At 39.0% G+C, this 18,518-nt stretch carries 16 protein-coding genes and 1 riboswitch; of the genes, 3 read left to right on the top strand and 13 right to left on the bottom strand.

All coding sequences use genetic code 11. From position 1 onward, the window contains the following. Positions 1-17 precede the first annotated feature (17 nt). The 6 genes from dusB to K348_RS0108005 all read right to left on the bottom strand — a co-directional run bounded on the left by dusB (position 18) and on the right by K348_RS0108005 (position 4,980). Positions 18-1,001, bottom strand: a complete 984-nt coding sequence (dusB, locus tag K348_RS0108030; RefSeq protein ID WP_029904451.1) for a tRNA dihydrouridine synthase DusB — start codon at positions 999-1,001, stop codon at positions 18-20. An 81-nt stretch (positions 1,002-1,082) separates the two neighbouring features. Then, positions 1,083-1,760: a tRNA (5-methylaminomethyl-2-thiouridine)(34)-methyltransferase MnmD gene (mnmD, locus tag K348_RS0108025; RefSeq protein ID WP_029904450.1), complete on the bottom strand. Its 678-nt coding sequence runs from the start codon at positions 1,758-1,760 to the stop codon at positions 1,083-1,085. A 19-nt stretch (positions 1,761-1,779) separates the two neighbouring features. After that, entirely contained in the window at positions 1,780-2,259 is a 480-nt protein-coding gene (gene ispF, locus K348_RS0108020) for a 2-C-methyl-D-erythritol 2,4-cyclodiphosphate synthase (protein WP_029904449.1), read from the bottom strand. A 6-nt stretch (positions 2,260-2,265) separates the two neighbouring features. After that, positions 2,266-3,432, bottom strand: a complete 1,167-nt coding sequence (gene porV, locus K348_RS0108015) for a type IX secretion system outer membrane channel protein PorV (protein ID WP_029904448.1) — start codon at positions 3,430-3,432, stop codon at positions 2,266-2,268. Between the two features lie 139 nt (positions 3,433-3,571). Continuing rightward, complete coding sequence (locus K348_RS0108010) at positions 3,572-4,198, bottom strand: fumarylacetoacetate hydrolase family protein (protein WP_029904447.1); 627 nt, start codon at positions 4,196-4,198, stop codon at positions 3,572-3,574. A 44-nt stretch (positions 4,199-4,242) separates the two neighbouring features. Further along, a complete protein-coding gene (locus K348_RS0108005; protein WP_029904446.1) occupies positions 4,243-4,980 on the bottom strand; it encodes a polyprenol monophosphomannose synthase in 738 nt (245 codons plus the stop codon). A gap of 258 nt (positions 4,981-5,238) precedes the next feature. Here K348_RS0108005 and K348_RS0108000 point away from each other — a divergent pair, with 258 nt between their 5' ends. Next, positions 5,239-6,072: an energy transducer TonB gene (locus K348_RS0108000; protein WP_029904445.1), complete on the top strand. Its 834-nt coding sequence runs from the start codon at positions 5,239-5,241 to the stop codon at positions 6,070-6,072. 87 nt (positions 6,073-6,159) lie between these two features. Here the strand turns inward: K348_RS0108000 and K348_RS0107995 are convergent, their stop codons facing one another. The 7 genes from K348_RS0107995 to K348_RS0107965 all read right to left on the bottom strand — a co-directional run bounded on the left by K348_RS0107995 (position 6,160) and on the right by K348_RS0107965 (position 14,360). Continuing rightward, entirely contained in the window at positions 6,160-8,283 is a 2,124-nt protein-coding gene (locus K348_RS0107995; protein WP_029904444.1) for a Tex family protein, read from the bottom strand. A gap of 27 nt (positions 8,284-8,310) precedes the next feature. Continuing rightward, the gene (locus K348_RS0107990) at positions 8,311-8,991 is read right to left on the bottom strand and encodes an RluA family pseudouridine synthase (RefSeq protein ID WP_029904443.1); all 681 of its coding nucleotides are present in this window, start codon (positions 8,989-8,991) and stop codon (positions 8,311-8,313) included. 89 nt (positions 8,992-9,080) lie between these two features. Further along, positions 9,081-10,577, bottom strand: a complete 1,497-nt coding sequence (locus K348_RS0107985; RefSeq protein ID WP_029904442.1) for an acetyl-CoA hydrolase/transferase family protein — start codon at positions 10,575-10,577, stop codon at positions 9,081-9,083. Between the two features lie 174 nt (positions 10,578-10,751). Further along, positions 10,752-11,561 carry a carboxypeptidase-like regulatory domain-containing protein gene (locus K348_RS0107980; protein ID WP_029904441.1) on the bottom strand — a complete coding sequence of 270 codons (810 nt, stop codon included), beginning with the start codon at positions 11,559-11,561 and terminating at the stop codon, positions 10,752-10,754. A gap of 38 nt (positions 11,562-11,599) precedes the next feature. Then, positions 11,600-12,181 carry a non-canonical purine NTP diphosphatase gene (locus K348_RS0107975; RefSeq protein WP_029904440.1) on the bottom strand — a complete coding sequence of 194 codons (582 nt, stop codon included), beginning with the start codon at positions 12,179-12,181 and terminating at the stop codon, positions 11,600-11,602. 79 nt (positions 12,182-12,260) lie between these two features. Beyond that, the gene (locus K348_RS0107970; protein ID WP_029904439.1) at positions 12,261-13,109 is read right to left on the bottom strand and encodes a hypothetical protein; all 849 of its coding nucleotides are present in this window, start codon (positions 13,107-13,109) and stop codon (positions 12,261-12,263) included. 48 nt (positions 13,110-13,157) lie between these two features. Beyond that, positions 13,158-14,360 (bottom strand): pyridoxal phosphate-dependent aminotransferase, encoded by a 1,203-nt coding sequence (locus tag K348_RS0107965; protein WP_029904438.1) that lies wholly within the window; start codon positions 14,358-14,360, stop codon positions 13,158-13,160. Positions 14,361-14,505: 145 nt separating this feature from the next. Then, a riboswitch (cobalamin riboswitch) is annotated at positions 14,506-14,710 on the top strand. Positions 14,711-14,817: 107 nt separating this feature from the next. Here K348_RS0107965 and K348_RS0107960 point away from each other — a divergent pair. Both K348_RS0107960 and K348_RS0107955 read left to right on the top strand, forming a co-directional pair. Then, on the top strand, positions 14,818-16,809 hold the full coding sequence (locus K348_RS0107960) for a TonB-dependent siderophore receptor (RefSeq protein WP_036930266.1): 1,992 nt from the start codon (positions 14,818-14,820) through the stop codon (positions 16,807-16,809). A 23-nt stretch (positions 16,810-16,832) separates the two neighbouring features. Then, positions 16,833-18,515 (top strand): YncE family protein, encoded by a 1,683-nt coding sequence (locus tag K348_RS0107955; RefSeq protein WP_156032831.1) that lies wholly within the window; start codon positions 16,833-16,835, stop codon positions 18,513-18,515. Positions 18,516-18,518 lie beyond the last annotated feature (3 nt).

The following is an 18,518-nucleotide window of genomic DNA, read 5'->3' as shown; positions in this document are numbered from 1 at the left end:
GGTACAAAAATACGAAATTATATATCAAACTGAACAGGTATACTATCAATAATTGAAAATAGTTCTTCGACCGAATCTGCACGAAGCATAGCTACTCGCGTCTTCTTAAAATCGGGGATACCTTTAAACAAAGGGCTTGCAGCCAAATGACGGCGGCTATGTATAATGCCGCCACGTTCACCCGAATGGGCTATATTTTTATTGATCAACTCTTTGAGAATATCGACATACCATGTAAACTCTTTTTTAACAGGCACTTCACCCTTAGAAATGTATGACTTTATATCCTGAAATATCCACGGACAGCCGATACTCCCCCGCCCTATCATTATAGCATCTACACCTGTTTCTTCGAAACGCCTTTTACATATCTCGGGCGTTGTTACATCACCGTTGCCAATAATAGGTATGTGCATTCGCGGATTATTTTTCACAGCGGCTATCAATGACCAGTCAGCCTCTCCCGTATACATCTGCGAACGGGTACGTCCGTGAATTGTCAAAGCCTGTATACCTGTATCCTGTAATCGTTCTGCCAGTTCAAAAATGATTTTAGAATCATTATCCCAGCCTAAGCGAGTCTTTACTGTCACCGGAATTTTCACAGCATTTACAACAGCCTTCGTTATTTCCACCATTAAGTCGGGTGTCCTCATCATACCCGAACCGGCTCCTTTCCCTGCTACCTTTTTTACGGGACAGCCGAAATTTATATCCAGTATGTCAGGATTGGCTTCTTCACATATTTTTGCGGCCTCTACCATTGCTTCCACTTCACGCCCGTATATTTGAATGGCTACAGGACGTTCTTCGTCACTGATAGTCAGCTTTGCCTTTGTCTTGTTCACATGGCGTATAAGCGCATCACTCGATACAAATTCTGTATATACCATATCTGCACCGAAGCGTTTACACATCAGCCGGAATCCCATATCCGTCACATCCTCCATAGGTGCAAGAAATACCGGATTTTCAGGGAAGTTTATATTGCCTATTTTCATTTTTATCTTAATTCGAAGTGCAAAGATAGACAACTTTTATAAGATGGGAAAAAGGCTGGAAAAGCTTAACGGTAAATAACATCATGTATGTTTCACTGCCCGCAGCATTTCTCTCTTTCCAGGAGGGCCGGGCAAGCGTTCTGTTGAATATCCTGGATGCTGCATCATCCGTCGTACAACACCTTTTGCGCAATATGTAACCAGTATGCAATCATCGGCAGAAACAGTGTAAAGTTTATCGAAAATTTCCTGCGTCCACATATCCGGTTGTTTGTCGGGTGCGAATGCATCGAAGTAAATCAGATCGATTTTATCGGTTATTTTTTTGAAATCGAAATTTGTAAAATCAGACTGTATTTTTTTTAAATAAAAATTATCCGTTATTTCAATTTCTTTATTCCAATCGGCTGAATGTAATTTATGATATAATTCCTTTTCTTGGGGATTGCAGGAATTCGCATAATTCAATTGACTTATGACAGCCTCCGCCAAAGGATAGGCTTCAATAGCAGTGTAGTATATTTTCTTTGATAAATTTCGGGTTGCTGATAAAGTAAGAAAAGCATTCAATCCTGTACCGAAGCCTACTTCGAAAATATGAATTTTATCTTTCAGGCAATGTTTCAGTCCTGCTTCAATAAATACATGGGTAGATTCCTGTACGGCGCCGTTTACCGAATGGTAGTGCTCGTCGAGTTCGGGAATAAAAAGAGTGTGAGACCCGTCAGCTGTTAACTCTATTACAGGTTTCACACTCATCTTACACTGTGTTTAACTATTACTGTTTTTCTATAAGTGCAACGGCATATGCGGCAAAACCTTCTTCTCTGCCTACAAATCCCATCTTTTCGGATGTAGTTGCCTTAATAGAAATATCGTTTTCAGAGATTTTCAGTATCTCTGCCATTATCTTTTGCATTTGCGGAATATGCGGGTTCATTTTAGGACGTTCGGCACAAATAGTAGCGTCGATATTCCCTATTGCATATCCCTTTTCAGTAATTACTTCCAGCGTTCTGGCAAGAAGTATTTTACTGTCTATATCCTTATATTCTCCGGCAGTATCGGGAAAATGGAATCCGATATCGCGCAGATTTGCTGCGCCCAGCAAAGCATCGCATATTGCATGTATCAGTACATCCGCATCCGAATGTCCCATTAGGCCCTGAGTATGGTCGATCTTTACTCCTCCAAGCCACAAGTCGCGATTGTCGGCAAGACGGTGTACATCGTATCCAAACCCTACACGTATCTTCATTATTTATTATCTGAATAAATTCTTCATACCTTCGATATCGAACGCCAGAGAAAAACGAAGCGTCTGATCTAACGGATTTTGTTGTGCCGTAGCCAGCATATAAGCTACATCGAGCTGGAAAGCAGTAAGCTTGAATCCTGCTCCGAATGACAGATACTGACGGTTACCTTTCATCTTATTTTCATAAAAATAACCTGTACGCACACGGAATTTATTATCATAATCGTATTCTGCACCCAAAGACCACATGATTTCCTTCATCTCTTCGGAAAATCCCCCCGGTGCATCACCGAACGATTTGAAAATACCCGAAATAGGACTGATATCTTTATATTCCTGTACCCTTTTCTGAAAATCCTCATCTAATTCGCCATCTTTTTGTACAGGCGGTGTAGGAACCAACAATTTATTGATATCTGCACTGAATGATAAAGTGCTTACTTCGTTTAACGGATACATTAATGATGCTCCCAATCGCAGATTGGTAGGCAGGAACTGATCTCTTGGGCCTCCTGTAGTAGCAATCTTTGTTCCTATATTAGAAATATTAAAACCGAAGCTAAGTAAGCTTTCCGATTGACCGATATTTATATACGATTCGTTATAACCGGCTACATCGGCAGCCCACGCATTACCCGGAGAAGTTTCTTCATCGGCGCCCGAATAATCGGAACGGATATATCGTACTGTAACCGAACCGGAAAAAGTTTCAGTCAGCTTACGGGAATATGCCAGATCGATCGCTAACTCATGAGGGCTTAACGTCTGTCCTGAAAAACGGCCATCTTCGGTAGCAATTCTAACATCCCCTACCGAGAAGTAGCGAACCGAAGCACTCAACGCCTGATTGTTTTCATTTCCAAGCTTATAGTAGCCTACACCATAAACCAAAGCTATATCGTTTATAATTTTTCTCAACCATGGGGTATAAGATAACCCGAATCCGGCTTTACTCGGTGCAAAAGCATATTTTGCGGGATTCCAATGTTGAGAGTATACATCGGGAGCAGTAGCCACTCCGGCATCCCCCATACCTCCTCCCCTTGCATCAGGAGCAATAGAGAGCGACGGCACAGCTGTCAGTATAGGATTGATATTATCCTGAGCAGTCAGACTAAATGTTGTAATAGCAAAAACATTTACCAGTAAGACTTTTCTTAAAAGATTCTTCATTAATTCCACTGTTTATTTTTTACGTAATTAATTCTAATTTGGTTAAGGTGTTTATAATAGCTTGTATATCCTTCAGTATTATTAATAACTACGATTTATGATATTTATTATTTTTATTTTATTATTTAACATATATATTCTAACAAATATGTAAATCCAATAGTTCATCGCCTTCAACCATACCCGCAAGCCTGTCGCCGACCTCAACTTTTCCCACCCCGGCAGGAGTGCCTGTAAATATAAGGTCGCCTGTTTTCAAAGTAAAAAAACGGCTTGCGAATGCAATAATTTTATCCACAGAATGAAGCATTTCGGATGTATTAGCCGATTGCACCTGAAAATCATTTTTTTTCAATTGAAAATCAAGGCTCTGGATATCTTTTCCGTATTTATCTTTTGGAACAAATATGCCTGTTGCAGCGGAATTATCGAAAGCTTTGGATATCTCCCAAGGCTGGCTTCTCTGTTTCAGTCCTGCTTGTATATCACGGGCGGTGAAATCTATACCGAGTGTTATCTCATTATAATAACGATGAGCGAAGCGTTCAGCTATATTCTTGCCCATTTTATCGATACGTACCACCAGTTCAGCTTCGTAATGAATATCAGATGAAAAATCAGGTATATAAAATCTGTGCTTATCTCCTGCAAGCAAAGCTGTATCGGGCTTCATAAACAAAACCGGATCATCGTCTTTATCAGACAATGCCCTTCCCATTTCTTTATTGTGCGTCTGATAATTAAGACCTACGCAAATAATTTTCATTTATACTTCTGAATTAATATACCCGATGCAAAGATAAACAAGTTTTATTGTTTTTTCTTTATACCGCCGAATAAATGTCTGAATCTCATCCTTAATACGCCAAAAACACCTTCGGCAAAGATGCTGGAATTCATTTTTGATGTTCCCAGCATACGGTTAACAAATATGATAGATACTTCTTTTATATTAAAGCCCAGACAATAGGCTGTATATTTCATCTCCACCTGAAAAGCATAACCTTTGAAAAGGATATTGTCAAGATCGATAGTTTCGAGCACTTCCCGCTTGTAACAGACAAAGCCTGCGGTAGCATCCTGTACCTTCATTCCGGTTATAATGCGTACATATTTAGATGCAAAGTATGACATCAGTACACGCCCCATTGGCCAGTTCACTACATTGACTCCACTATAGTAACGGGAACCGACAGCCAGATCGGCACCATCAATTTTACATGCATCGTAAAGCCGCAACAAGTCTTTAGGATTATGAGAAAAGTCGGCATCCATCTCAAAGATATACTGATAAGAGCGTTCCAACACCCAATGGAAACCTGCTATGTATGCTGTTCCCAATCCCAATTTGCCAGCTCTTTCTATAAGGAACAATCGATCCGGATATTCCAACTGCAACTTCTTCACAATGGCTGCAGTGCCATCGGGAGAACCGTCGTCAATAATCAGAATATCGAATACTTTAGGCAAGTCCAAAACAGCTTTGATAATTGCTTCTATATTCTCCTTTTCGTTATAAGTAGGTATTATAACTATGGAATCAGACATATCCTTTTCTTTTTGCTCCTTTTTTATTTAAGCCACAAATGTAGCATTTTAAGAATTGATTAGAGAAATATTAATAACTAAAAATAACAAAAATACAGAGCTTTAATAATTAATTCACATAAAGTCAACCGTATCAAAAAAGGATTGTATACATATCATTTTAAAAAATATTTACACCTGTTTATGGAATTTCATACCATTCTCTATCTATTAGGTACAAAAGGGGAAAAGAAGTAATAACATATAAAACTTATAGTCATGAAAAACTTAGCTAACTTAAATTCCGCTGAATGGTGTGATATTATTTTCGAAGGTAAAAATAAATCATACGGAGCTTTTGAATTGCGCCAGTCTTCAACAAAGAGACATCTTATTGCATTCGGTATAATCGTGCTGTTCGCAGCTGTTGTATCCTGTCTGCCTGCAATTATCAGTACTATAAATGCCGCTACTGCCAAAGCAGATACCGGAAAATACGATGAAGTAGTAACTATTATGGAAATGGATAATAAGGTAGCCGAACCGGAAGTTATCCAGCCTACTATTCCGGAACCGCCAAAATATGTGGCTATGCAAAAATTTACACCACCTAAAATTGTAGAAGATGATAAAGCCACTGATGAAACGATGACAAACATGGCTGATCTTACCAGCAGTAAAGTTGCTATCGGAGCATTTGAAGTGGAAAAAGGCTCTACAGATGCCGACGCCGTACGAAAAGAATTTGAAAGAGATGTTGTAGGTGACGGACAAGGCGGGGGAGCCCCTAAAGAACCCGAAGTTTTTGTTAGTGCACAGTTTATGCCTCAATTCCCGGGTGGAGAAGCAGAAATGTATAAATATATATATGATAATATAGACTATCCGGTTGTAGATCAGGAAATGGGTATCCAGGGACGTGTTACAATACGCTTCGTAGTAAGCCCAACCGGTGAAATTACTAATCTCCAATTATTGAAAGGCATCAGCCAAACATGTGATAAAGAAGCAATGAGAGTAGTGAAGAGTATGCCGAGATGGATACCGGGCAAGAATAACGGAGTAGCGGTTCCGGTATACTTTACTATACCAATTGTATATAAATTGAAATAACGAGACATTTGCTGCAACAATAAAATAAATTTAGTATAGTAAAATGGCCGGAAGAAAGTTTCCGGCCATTTTACTATTCTAAATTTTCTATTTCTTCATAGATAATTGTACCCTCTTTCTACCTAAATCGACAGATAAGACTTTTACCTCTACGTGCTGATGAAGCGATACCACTTCGTTAGGGTCGGAAACAAAGCGGTCGGCCAGTTCCGATATATGTACAAGGCCGTTTTCCTTAATACCTACATCAACAAAGCATCCGAAGTTGGTAATATTAGTTACTATGCCCGGCAAAATCATACCTTCGCGTAAATCTTCGATAGTACGTATATTCGGATCAAACTCAAACATCTTGATACCTTTACGCGGGTCACGTCCGGGCTTGTCCAACTCTTCTATAATATCATTCAATGTAGGTAAACCGACTGTATCGGTTATATATTTCTTCAGATCGAGTGATTTCTTTAATTCTTTATTTTGAATCAGGTCTTTGACTGTACAATTTAAGTCCTTAGCCATTTTCTCTACAACATAGTAACTCTCAGGATGAACAGCCGAGTTATCCAATGGATTCTCTGCTTCGGAAATTCGAAGGAATCCGGCACACTGCTCGAATGCCTTTTCTCCCATACGGGCTACTTTCATCAATTCTTTACGCGATTTGAAAGCACCGTGAGCAGCACGGTAATCTACTATATTCTGCGCCAGTACAGGCCCCAAACCAGATACGTATGTCAAGAGATGCTTACTAGCCGTATTTACATTAACACCTACAAGGTTTACGCAACTTTCCACGGTCAAATCGAGTGAATTCTTCAGTTTTGTCTGGTCTACATCGTGCTGATACTGCCCTACTCCAATCGATTTCGGGTCAATCTTTACCAGTTCGGCCAAAGGGTCCATTAGTCGACGACCGATAGAAACGGCCCCCCTTACGGTCACATCATAATCGGGAAATTCTTCACGGGCAGTTTTCGAAGCAGAATAGATAGATGCGCCGTTTTCGCTAACAACGAAGACTTTCACCTCCTTTTCATAACGGATATTTGTAATAAAACGTTCCGTTTCGCGACTGGCCGTACCATTACCGATAGCGATCGCATCTATATTATAAGTAGTGACCAACTTGGATACTTTAGCAGCAGCTTTCGAAGTTTCATTCTGTGGTGGATGTGGATAGATAGTTTCGTTGTGCAACAAATTGCCTTCTGCATCGAGGCATACAAGTTTGCATCCGGTACGATACCCCGGGTCTATGCCCAGTACTCTTTTCTGTCCTAATGGGGGCGCGAGTAACAACTGGCGCAGGTTCTCAATAAATACGCGGATAGCTTCCTCATCTGCTTTCTCTTTGGAACGTGCGGCAAACTCGGTTTCTATCGACGGCTTCAACAAACGTTTATAAGAATCTTCTATAGCATCAGCCACATAGTTGGTAGCTTCATTATCATTATCTCCTTTCAGGAAACGTTTATCCAGCCTTTCCAATGCGGCATCTTCATCCGGAGATATATTGACACGCAGAAAACCTTCCGATTCACCACGACGGATAGCCAGAATACGATGCGAAGACGACTTGCTCAGTTTCTCTGAAAAGTCGAAATAATCGCGGTATTTATCTCCTTCCTCTTCTTTTCCTTTCACTACCTTGGATGTAATTACAGCTTCCCTTTCGAAAAGATTGCGGATTGAATTACGGGCATATTCGTCCTCATTTATCCATTCGGCAATAATATCGCACGCTCCTGCAATCGCCTCTTTTATGTCTTTTACATCTCCTTTTACATATGGCTTAGCTTGAGGTTCAACACTCGCCGGATGTTGTGCCATAATTATTTTAGCCAAAGGTTCCAAGCCTTTCTTTCGAGCGATTTCAGCACGGGTCTGCCGTTTCGGTTTATACGGCAGGTAAATATCTTCTAGTTCTGAACTGTTCCAGCAGTTTTCGATACGGGTTTTCAGTTCCGGTGTAAGTTTTTCCTGCTCGTCTATCGATTTCAGTATTGTTTCGCGACGTTTGACAAGTTCATTCAACTTATCGTTTTGTTCTTTTATATTTCCTATCTGAACTTCGTCCAGCCCTCCTGTCACTTCCTTGCGGTAACGGCTGATAAAAGGAATAGTAGCACCGGAATCGAGTAATTCGATAGTCTTATCTATTTGTGAAGCCTTGATATTTAAGGCAGAAGATATAAGGTCTGTTATAGTCATATGTTTGAGATTGTTTTATATGTATAATTATTCCTGTACAGTTTTTTCTAGAGTCTGCCACAAATTATCATCAGGAACAGGAGCAGTAACTTGTATAAGTTCCTTAGATACCGGATGTACAAATGATATACTACGGGCATGCAGATTTATACCTCCGTCGGGATTTGACCTATCCGCTCCATACTTCAGGTCGCCCTTTATAGGGCTTCCTATTTTGGCTAGTTGGCAACGTATCTGATGATGGCGTCCTGTCTCCAAATCTACCTCTAGCAAACTATAATTATCTGACTTGGCAATAAGTTTATAATGTAAAACTGCCAATTTCGACAATCGTTTTTCCGAATCGAATGCATATGATTTATTCTGTTTCTCATTCCTTACCAGATAATGCCTGAGTGTACCCTCTGTTTTTTTAGGTGTATTTTTTACTACTGCCCAGTATGTCTTTTTTACTTCTTTATTCTTGAACATGTCGTTCAGCCGGGGCAAAGCTTTGCTTGTCTTGGCAAAAACTACAATACCGCTTGTAGGCCGGTCAAGGCGATGAGTTACGCCGCAGAAGACATTGCCCGGCTTATTATATTTTTCTTTCAGGTATTCTTTTACGATTTCTGAGAGTGGTTTATCTCCGGTCTTATCGCCCTGTACTATTTCCGATACAGCCTTATTGACTATAATGATATGGTTATCTTCGTAGAGAACTGTCATTTTTATAAATCTCTATATTTACTACAAAGAAAAACCTTTCGATTGGAAATCGAAAGGCTTCTTCAGATATAATGTTCAATATTTATGTGTTAAGCTTTTTTTGGTTTCCTCCATGTAACATTTTTCATGTCACCTGTTTCCTGAAATGCTTCATGAAACGCAAAAGCATTATACATATCGAAATGAGTATTGCCCTGAGGTGCATTCTTGATATATTCCTGCAATAGAGGACGATAATCTGGATGAGCGCATTTATTGATAATTTCCTGGGCACGTTCTGTAGGACATTTACCGCGAAGGTCAGCCACTCCGTATTCTGTTACTATGATCTTCACCGAATGTTCGCTATGATCTTCATGCGTTACCATCGGTACAATAGAACTGATCTTACCGTCTTTTGCGACAGAAGGTGTAACAAAAATAGATACATAAGCACTACGTGTAAAGTCACCCGAACCTCCGATTCCGTTCATCATCTTTGTACCCATTACATGAGTAGAGTTGACATTACCATAAATATCCGCTTCGATAGCAGTATTGATAGCGATAACACCTAAGCGGCGTACAACTTCCGGATTGTTTGAATATTCGGATGGACGCAGAACGATTTTATCTTTAAAGAAATCGAGATTCTGATAGATATGTTCGATGCACGGATTACTTACTGTGAGTGAACAGCCGCTGGCAAACTTAACACGTCCCGATTCCATCAGTCCGATAACAGCATCCTGAATAACTTCGGTGTATACGTCGAAATCAGGAATTTCCTTACTATCCCCCATAGCTGCAAGTACTGCATTGGCTATATTACCTACTCCCGACTGAACCGGAAGGAATGTCTTAGGCATACGGCCTTCTGCCATTTCTTTCACAAAGAAAGCGGCCACATTTGCACCGATTTTGGCTGTTACTTCATCTACCGGAGCAAAACCACTGCCTTCATTCGGTTCGTTAGTTTTTACTACGATTATTTTTTCAGGATCTATTTTTATATGGTTTTTTCCTACACGGTCGCGAACGGCATATACAGGAATATCTCTGCGATGAGGCGGATCCAAAGGTTCCGGAATGTCATGCATTCCACGCATTTCTTTCGGATTCCACTCATTAAGTTCTACTATTACTTTTTTAGCCAGACGGCTTACAGTCGGAGAGATACCGACACCACAGGTAGGCACAATTTCTCCGTCTTCAGTTACGTCGCAGGCTTCAATTATGGCATAATCTATTTTTCCGTAATATCCGTAACGGATATCCTGTGCCATAGTGGAAAGATGTAAATCGCAATATTTTACTTCACCGCTATTAATGGCCTCTCTTATGCTTTTGTTAGTCTGGTAAGGAGCACGGAAATTGATTGCTTTTGCTCGCGACAACACCCCGTCAAGCTTATCGCCTGTAGAAGCGCCCGTAAAAATATTGATTTTGAACGGGTTTCCTTTTGCATGTTCTTCTTCGGCGCGTTTAGCGATGAATCCCGGAACTACTTTTGGGCATCCGGCGTGTGTAAAACCGCTGCATCCCACATTGTCGCCGTTGCTGATAAGTGCGGCTGCCTCTTCAGCAGTCATAAATTTTAATGCCATGTTTTTAAAATGTATGATTTATATAAGTTATTTAGTTGCGATTCGTATACGCCTTATTGTTTGGCGGTGCAAAAGTACGAAATAAAAATCTTAACTGCTATTTTAAATCATTAAATTTTATAAGCAAAAGAGTATCAAATAATAATGATACTTAATATGTGAAATCAAAGACTATCAGTAATAAATGACAGGTATCGGCCTGGGTGTCACACGGATACCCAGAAAAAAATTATTACTCTCGTGGCGCCGGGTAAACCCCTGATAACCTGCCGTAAAACTAAATATATAAGTCCAGCGACGGTCAATTTTGATATCGACTCCTCCTCCGTATTCTAAGTTCTGCGATTTTATTTGCTTATCATATGTATCAAGATAAATGCCTGCGTAAAGATACGGGCGAATATATAGCAATCGGTCAAATTCTATTAGGCGGTTTAATACATTTGCCTGTAAAGACAGACTCACTTTCCAGTTATCCACAGATGGGTCGGTTTTCGCCATTTTGAATCCAAAACTGCTTCTGCCCTTTATTTTATCGTAAAAAGTGATGTAATCATTCTTCCGCGACGACCACCAGTAAGGAAACGTAGAACGGACGTCGAAAGCATAACCAAAGGTCTTTCCTGTATACGTTGCCTGAGCCGAACCTGATATATTACCTCCGTGATAATATTCAGTGGGAAGTCCTAAATCATCATAATACTCTTCTAATCTGATATTTATCTGATCACGATTACCGACTACTGTTTCCTGTGACAAATAACCGATATAGCTAAACTGCAGAATATCCTCTGCAGAAGCCCAAAGCTCATACTCTCCGTCAATATTTGTAATAATTCCGTTATTTGTACCTTTCACACGTATATTTACTCCTATCAATGTCTCACCGCTATTATTTGTTACAATACCTGTTATCTTTTTTTGTTGAGCGTTGAGGCTGAAAGTAAAAAAGAATAGTGAAACAAACAGGATTGCATTTTTCATATATTCATAAGGTTCGATATTTGATTTTAATATCCGGATTAAATACCTTTAAGAAACTCGCATAACTTTTTTACAGCCAGAGCCCGATGACTAATATTATTCTTGACATCCATACCAAGCTCGGCAAAGGTTTCATTATATCCATCAGGCATAAATATAGGATCATAGCCAAATCCGGCGCTACCCTTTTCTTCTTCTATGATCGCCCCGTCTATCCGCCCTTCAAACAAATATTCCTTTCCATCGAGAATAAGAGCAATTACCGAACGGAAGCAGGCTTTACGGTTCTCTATTCCTTTGAGATTTTCTAAAAGTTTTTTCATATTTGCTTTTGCATCATGCCCCTCTCCGGCATAACGCGCTGAATATACTCCCGGTGCGCCGTCTAAAGCCTCCACTTCCAGACCGGTATCGTCCCCGAAAGAGTCATAGCCGTATTTCTCCTTTACATAGCGGGCTTTAATTAAAGCATTTTCTTGGAGTGTTTCGCCCGGTTCGGCTATATCTTCGTAGCAACCTATATCTTTCAGGCTGAGAATTTCGAAATTATCTTTTACAACTTCTCTTACTTCGTCGAGTTTATGAGCATTATTGGTAGCAAATACAAGTTTTCTTTTCATAATAAATGAGCGTTTATAATCGAACTGATTTTCACAAAACATTTTAGCCTGTAAAAGGATGAAATACTAACAAACGAAACTAATCATAACCTCCTGCTATTGCCCTACCTAAAGAATAAAGCCCTCCACCAACCATTATAACAGGGAAAAGTATAATAGCAGTCCCCTGCAAAAGTCCTCTTCTTATTTCATACCATCCCCAGTATTTTCCTGTTTTTTGAGTTATAAGAAAAGTAGTGTAGTACTTGTCGATTACGTAGGCTCTGCCTGTTAATGGCTGCTTTTCCCGAGTATCTACTACTTTTTGTAAATTATTCTGATAAAGACTTATGCTTAGATTTTGTTCTTCTTTATACAGATAATCAGTATAATAAACCATATAACCTGAAATATTCAAAGGACTTTCTATCTTTGAAAATGAAAGTGAAGCCACTGTGACTTCCTTTTCTTTATCATCAGATTCAGCTATATATGTCGAGTAAGAATAGAGACTATCGGCAAAAGAATTATACACTTTATAGAACGTTGTATCGGATATATCAACATTTCCTAAGCCAACACTTGAAATATGTTCGGTAATTTCCACTATCGAATCGCCTTTAGACGTTCCAAAACCATTCTCTAACCGATAGCACTCATTATTAATGCAAATCTTAGTTTTCGAATGATCAATATAGACCGGTGCCGAACATTTCATATTCATTTCTATGTCATCTTGCGATATATCTAAATACATAGATATGTCTTGTTTCTTTCCATCGTTCCCCATCCATTCTGCGTTTACTCTCCGGTCTTTCGAATAAATCTCCATATCTGTAGCTGTACTATCTATCACTAAAGACGAATAATAGACAGTATATTTATTCGAAGCACATGAACCAAACAGTACAACAAGCAATACGGAGAGTGCCAGTACATTCCATTTCATAAAAATTATAATATGTAGTTTAAAAAGAAAGTGTTTATATAAAAATAATTATTCGCCGTCCAATTTATTATAGGCTTCCAATGCTTTCTCCAATACAGTCAGCGCATTGCCCAAATCATCCTTATTCAATACATATGCTATACGTACTTCATTCCTTCCGAGATTAGGATTTGTATAGAAACCGGAAGCCGGAGCCATAAACACAGTCTGCCCCTCATATTCGAAATCAGACAGGCACCATGCACAGAACTTATCCGCATCATCTACCGGCAGACGGGCTACAGTGTAAAATGCCCCCATAGGGATGGGAGAATATACACCCGGAATGCGGTTCAGGCGGTCGATAAGGAATTTACGCCTTTCTACATATTCATCGTATGTATCCTGCAAATAATCGGGGCTGGCATCCAGAGAAGCCTCTGCTGCAATCTGCCCAATAAGCGGCGGACTAAGACGCGCCTGACAGAATTTCATCAACGTCTTACGTAATTCTTTATTTTTTGTTATCAATGCCCCGATACGTATTCCGCATTCGCTGTAGCGTTTCGAAACGGAGTCTATCAATACTACATTTTCTTCTATGCCTACAAGATGACAGGCTGAAATATAGGGTGAACCGGTATATATAAATTCGCGGTATACTTCATCCGAAAACAAATACAAGTCATATTTCTGCACCAGATGTTTTATCTGATTCATCTCGGCGCGGGAATATAAATAACCTGTCGGATTATTCGGATTACAGATCATTATACCTTTTGTACGCTCATTGATAAGTTCTTCGAACTTTTCTATCGGCGGCAATGCAAATCCCTCTTCGATAGACGACGGCACTGTACGTATAACCGCACCGGCAGAAACGGCGAAAGCCATATAATTAGCATAAGCAGGTTCGGGAACAATGATTTCATCGCCCGGATTAAGACAGGCAAGAAAAGCAAATAATACTGCTTCCGACCCTCCTGTGGTAATGATTATATCATCGGCCGATACATTAATCTTATATCTGGCATAATAGCCGACAAGCTTTTCACGGTAGGAACGGTAGCCGTCACTCGGACTATATTCTAGTATCGTACGGTCAATATTCTTTATTGCATCCAGTGCTTCTTGTGGTGTCGGTAGATCGGGTTGGCCGATATTCAGATGATAGACTTTAAGCCCTCTTGCTTTAGCAGAATCCGATAGCGGAGCCAGTTTCCTGATAGGAGAATTCGGCATCTCTATCCCACGTTGCGATATATTTGGCATAATGTTAGTATTCTATAGATTATTCAATCAATAAGGCACAAATATACGAATTTATCGTTATGAATTGTAAATTATATGTTATGAATTATAAAGCAAATCAGCTTCCTATTTTTAACAATCCATATTAATAATTCACATTTTTATTCTTACCTTTGCACCGCTTTGTTCCGTTAATGGATAATTACTTATCCTATACGGATTAAAAGGGAATCAGGTGAAAATCCTGAACAGACCCGCTGCTGTAAGCTCTGGGAATGTTTATATCAGAATACCACTGTTACTATAATATAATGGGAAGGTGATATAAACAAGAGCAAGTCAGAAGACCTGCAAAGCAATTATTCGGATAGCTTTCGTGGAATAAGGCTTAAGAAACATCTGCAAAAGATATAACCATTTTCTTTTCTTTGTTCTTAACGAAAGCAATTTATTGATTTTAAAATTTGCTTTTGCATACATGAGAACTTCACTTTCAGTTATTTTATTTCTTATTTTATCCGGTTATCAATTGTTGCAAGCACAGACCACCGATACTATAAAGACACAGAATTTGTCGGAAGTGGAAGTTTCTGCAAATGTAAAACCCTCATCGTCTCGTTCTACGACTCCCCTCCAGGTAATTGACAACACCGAAATGGAACGCATAGGAATACTATCCGTATCGGATGCTGTGCGCCGCTTTTCTGGCGTTACAGTAAAAGATTATGGAGGAATAGGCGGTATAAAAACCGTTTCTATACGAGGAATGGGGGCTCAGCATACGGCAGTGAGTTATGATGGTGTAACTATAAGCGACATACAATCAGGACAAATAGATATCGGACGTTTTTCTCTCGATAATATTTCTGATATTTCATTATCGATAGGCCAGTCAGATGACATATTTCAGTCTGCAAGGTCGTATGCATCAGCAGGACTGCTTCAGGTAAATACATCACAACCTGTTTTCAGCAACAAATCATATAAATTAAATATACAAGCCAAGACCGGGTCGTTTGGTCTATTCAATCCGATGGTTTATTATGCACAAAGGCTCAATAAGAAGTTTTCTATAGCAACAAACGTAGGATGGGAACGCAACGATGGAATGTATAAATTCACATATAAGAATGCTGACAAAACCGAAGAAAGAAAAAGAAGGAATTCCGATGTGAATATATGGCGTACCGAATTTAATCTTTACGGTAATCTGGGAAAAGGAGGAGAATTGAAATTTAAAGCCAATTATTACGATTCTGAAAGAGGATTGCCGGGTTCTATCATTTTCTATAAAGATGACAATGATGAACGTGTGTGGAACAAAGACTTCTTTTCCCAGCTGCATTATAAAAATACTTTCTCACAAAAACTTGAACTAAAGGCACAAGCCAAATTCAGCCGGACATATTATAAATATATATCTGTAAATAATAATATTGGGAATAATCTACAGGAAGATCGTATTACTCAGTTCGAATATTACGCATCGGCAGGTATAGTGTATAAACCTGTACAAAACTTTTCTGTCAGCTTGTTTGAAGATGTGTTTCAAAACCGCCTGCACAGCAACTTTGCTGATGTAGACAAACCTACAAGATTATCATCTCTGACAGCATTGGCAGCACAGTTCAGCAATAGACATCTTACTATAACAGGGAGCTTGCTGGCAACATATGTAGATGAGAAAGTAAGATCGGGAGAAGAACCTGATGACAAGAAAAAAATAACTCCCGCTATCAGCGTTTCATATTTGCCTTTTCTGAAGACAAACTTGAGAATACGTGCGTCATATAAAAAGATTTTCAGAGTACCCACTTTCAACGATCTGTACTATGTACGCATGGGAAATATAAACCTTAAACCGGAATATGCAACCCAATACAATGCCGGATTAACATGGACAGGAAGGATTTCGGACATGTTCGACTTAATTAGCATTTCGGCTGACGGATATAAGAATAAGGTAGATGATAAAATAGTACCGTTCCCTACAATGAATATCTTTAAAATGCGCAATTATGGGAAAGTGGACATGACGGGACTGGATGTTAATACCCGTGCACATATTGCTATTATCAATAAATTATCAGTTGATATTGCAGGAAATTACAGTTATCAGAAAGTAATTGATGTTACTGATGAAAATAATAAAAACTACAAACACCAGATTCCTTATACCCCTCGCCATTATGGTTCGGGATCGATTAGTATCGAGAACCCTTGGGTAAATATTGCTTATACTATTATAATTTCAGGCAAGAGATATGCTCTTGACCAAAATATACCCGACAACGAAATAGAATCATATACTGATCATAGCATTTCCCTTAACAAGTCTTTTTCTATAAGAGACCATAATCTGCGGCTCCAACTCAATCTCACCAACCTTTCTAATAAAAATTACCAGATAATAAAATATTATCCGATGCCGGGACGATCATTTACTTTCTCAGCAAATTATCAATTTTAATATAAATATTTAAAGTCATGAAAATGAGTAAACTATTCAATCTTTTCCTTTTTATCGCACTATTGGCCATTGGCTTTTCTTCTTGTAGTGACGACGATGATGATGACAATATCTTCATCAATTCTGCCGAAACGCTTCCTACTAACATTGCTTTCGAAGACATAAATTTGAAAGGCGGTGAAATAAGCGGTGACCTGACATGGACAAAACCTGTAAATACATCCGAACTTTCTGCCATTGTTATCTACACATCCAATGACGGAACAAATAAAGAAACCAAGTTAAAAGAAATACCCGTTAATGACGAAAAATACACATTAACAGGAATAAACTATGCTAAATATTTATTGCTTGTTCCTAAAAACAAAAACAATGTGGAGGGTAACACTTTTGCTAAGATAGAGTTGAAAGACGAAGTCGGAAACAATGTTGTCACCGACCTAAGCTTTGATGATACCGATTATGCTAAAGGAAAAATCGGCGGTAAACTGACGTGGACAAAACCAACAGGTATTGTCAATCTTTCAAAATACATTATTTACACATCGGAAGATGGAACTACCAAAAAGGATAAAATAGCAGAAGTAGACACTGACATTGAAGAATATATTGTGGAAAGCCGTAGTATGACTGAATTTTTTATCGTAGTGGCTACCGATCTGGAAAATAAAGAAGTGGAAGACTTCGCTAAAACAGAAGTTAAAGACGCTTACGAAGTTTCCGGCATATATATACTGAATAGTGGTAAGCAAGGACACAATAATGCAAATATGTCTTTTTATGACCTGACTGCAAAAACGCTCAGCACGAAAGTATTCGAAGCAGCTAATGGTATCAGCCTTGGGGATACAGGTCAGGATATAATTGTATACGGTACCAAGATGTATATTGCTGTGTATGGCTCCGGTGTTATTTTTGTGACAGACAAACAAGGCAAACAATTGGGTAAAATTGAATCTGTTAAAAACGGAAAGGCACAACAACCGCGCGGATTTACAACACACGATGGGAAAGTATACGTTACATACTTCGACGGAAATCTGGCAAAGATAGATACTACGAAGATGGAAATAGAAGCACAGGTACCTGTAGGACGTAATCCTGAATATGTACGTGTAGCAAATAATAACTTATATGTAGCCAATTCGGGCGGATTGGATTATAATAATCCTATAGGATATGACAAATTTGTATCGGTAGTAGATATTGCCACATTCAAAGAAACAACAAAAATCCCGGTTGTAATCAACCCTGATAAAATGGCTGTTGACAGCGAGGGAGATATTTATGTTATATCTAATGGTGATTATAAGACGATACCAAACACACTGCAAAGAATCGATGCCAAAACGCACAAAGTAACCAATGTTGGTAATGCCACATGGATGAATATTAATAATGATAAATTATACATTATCTATTCTCAATATGACGCTAACTGGAATCAGGTAATTACATACAGTGTATACGATACAAAAACCGAGAAGATAATAACTGACAAATTCATTACCGACGGTACTGTCGTCAATAAACCATTTAGCATAACTACCGATCCGGTAAATAACTATGTATATATCGGAACATCCGACTATACAAATAATGGTGATATGTATATTTTCTCCGCTGAAGGTAAACTTATCAACAAATTCGATACCGGAGGTATATCGCCAGCGGGCGCTTATTATGCCAGTTGGATAGTAAAATAATTT

It is taken from the genome of Prevotella sp. 10(H) (assembly GCF_000711235.1).
Taxonomy (GTDB): domain Bacteria; phylum Bacteroidota; class Bacteroidia; order Bacteroidales; family Dysgonomonadaceae; genus Dysgonomonas.
The sequence above is the reverse complement of the archived record's forward strand: the minus strand, read 5'-3'. Positions and strand labels throughout refer to the sequence as shown.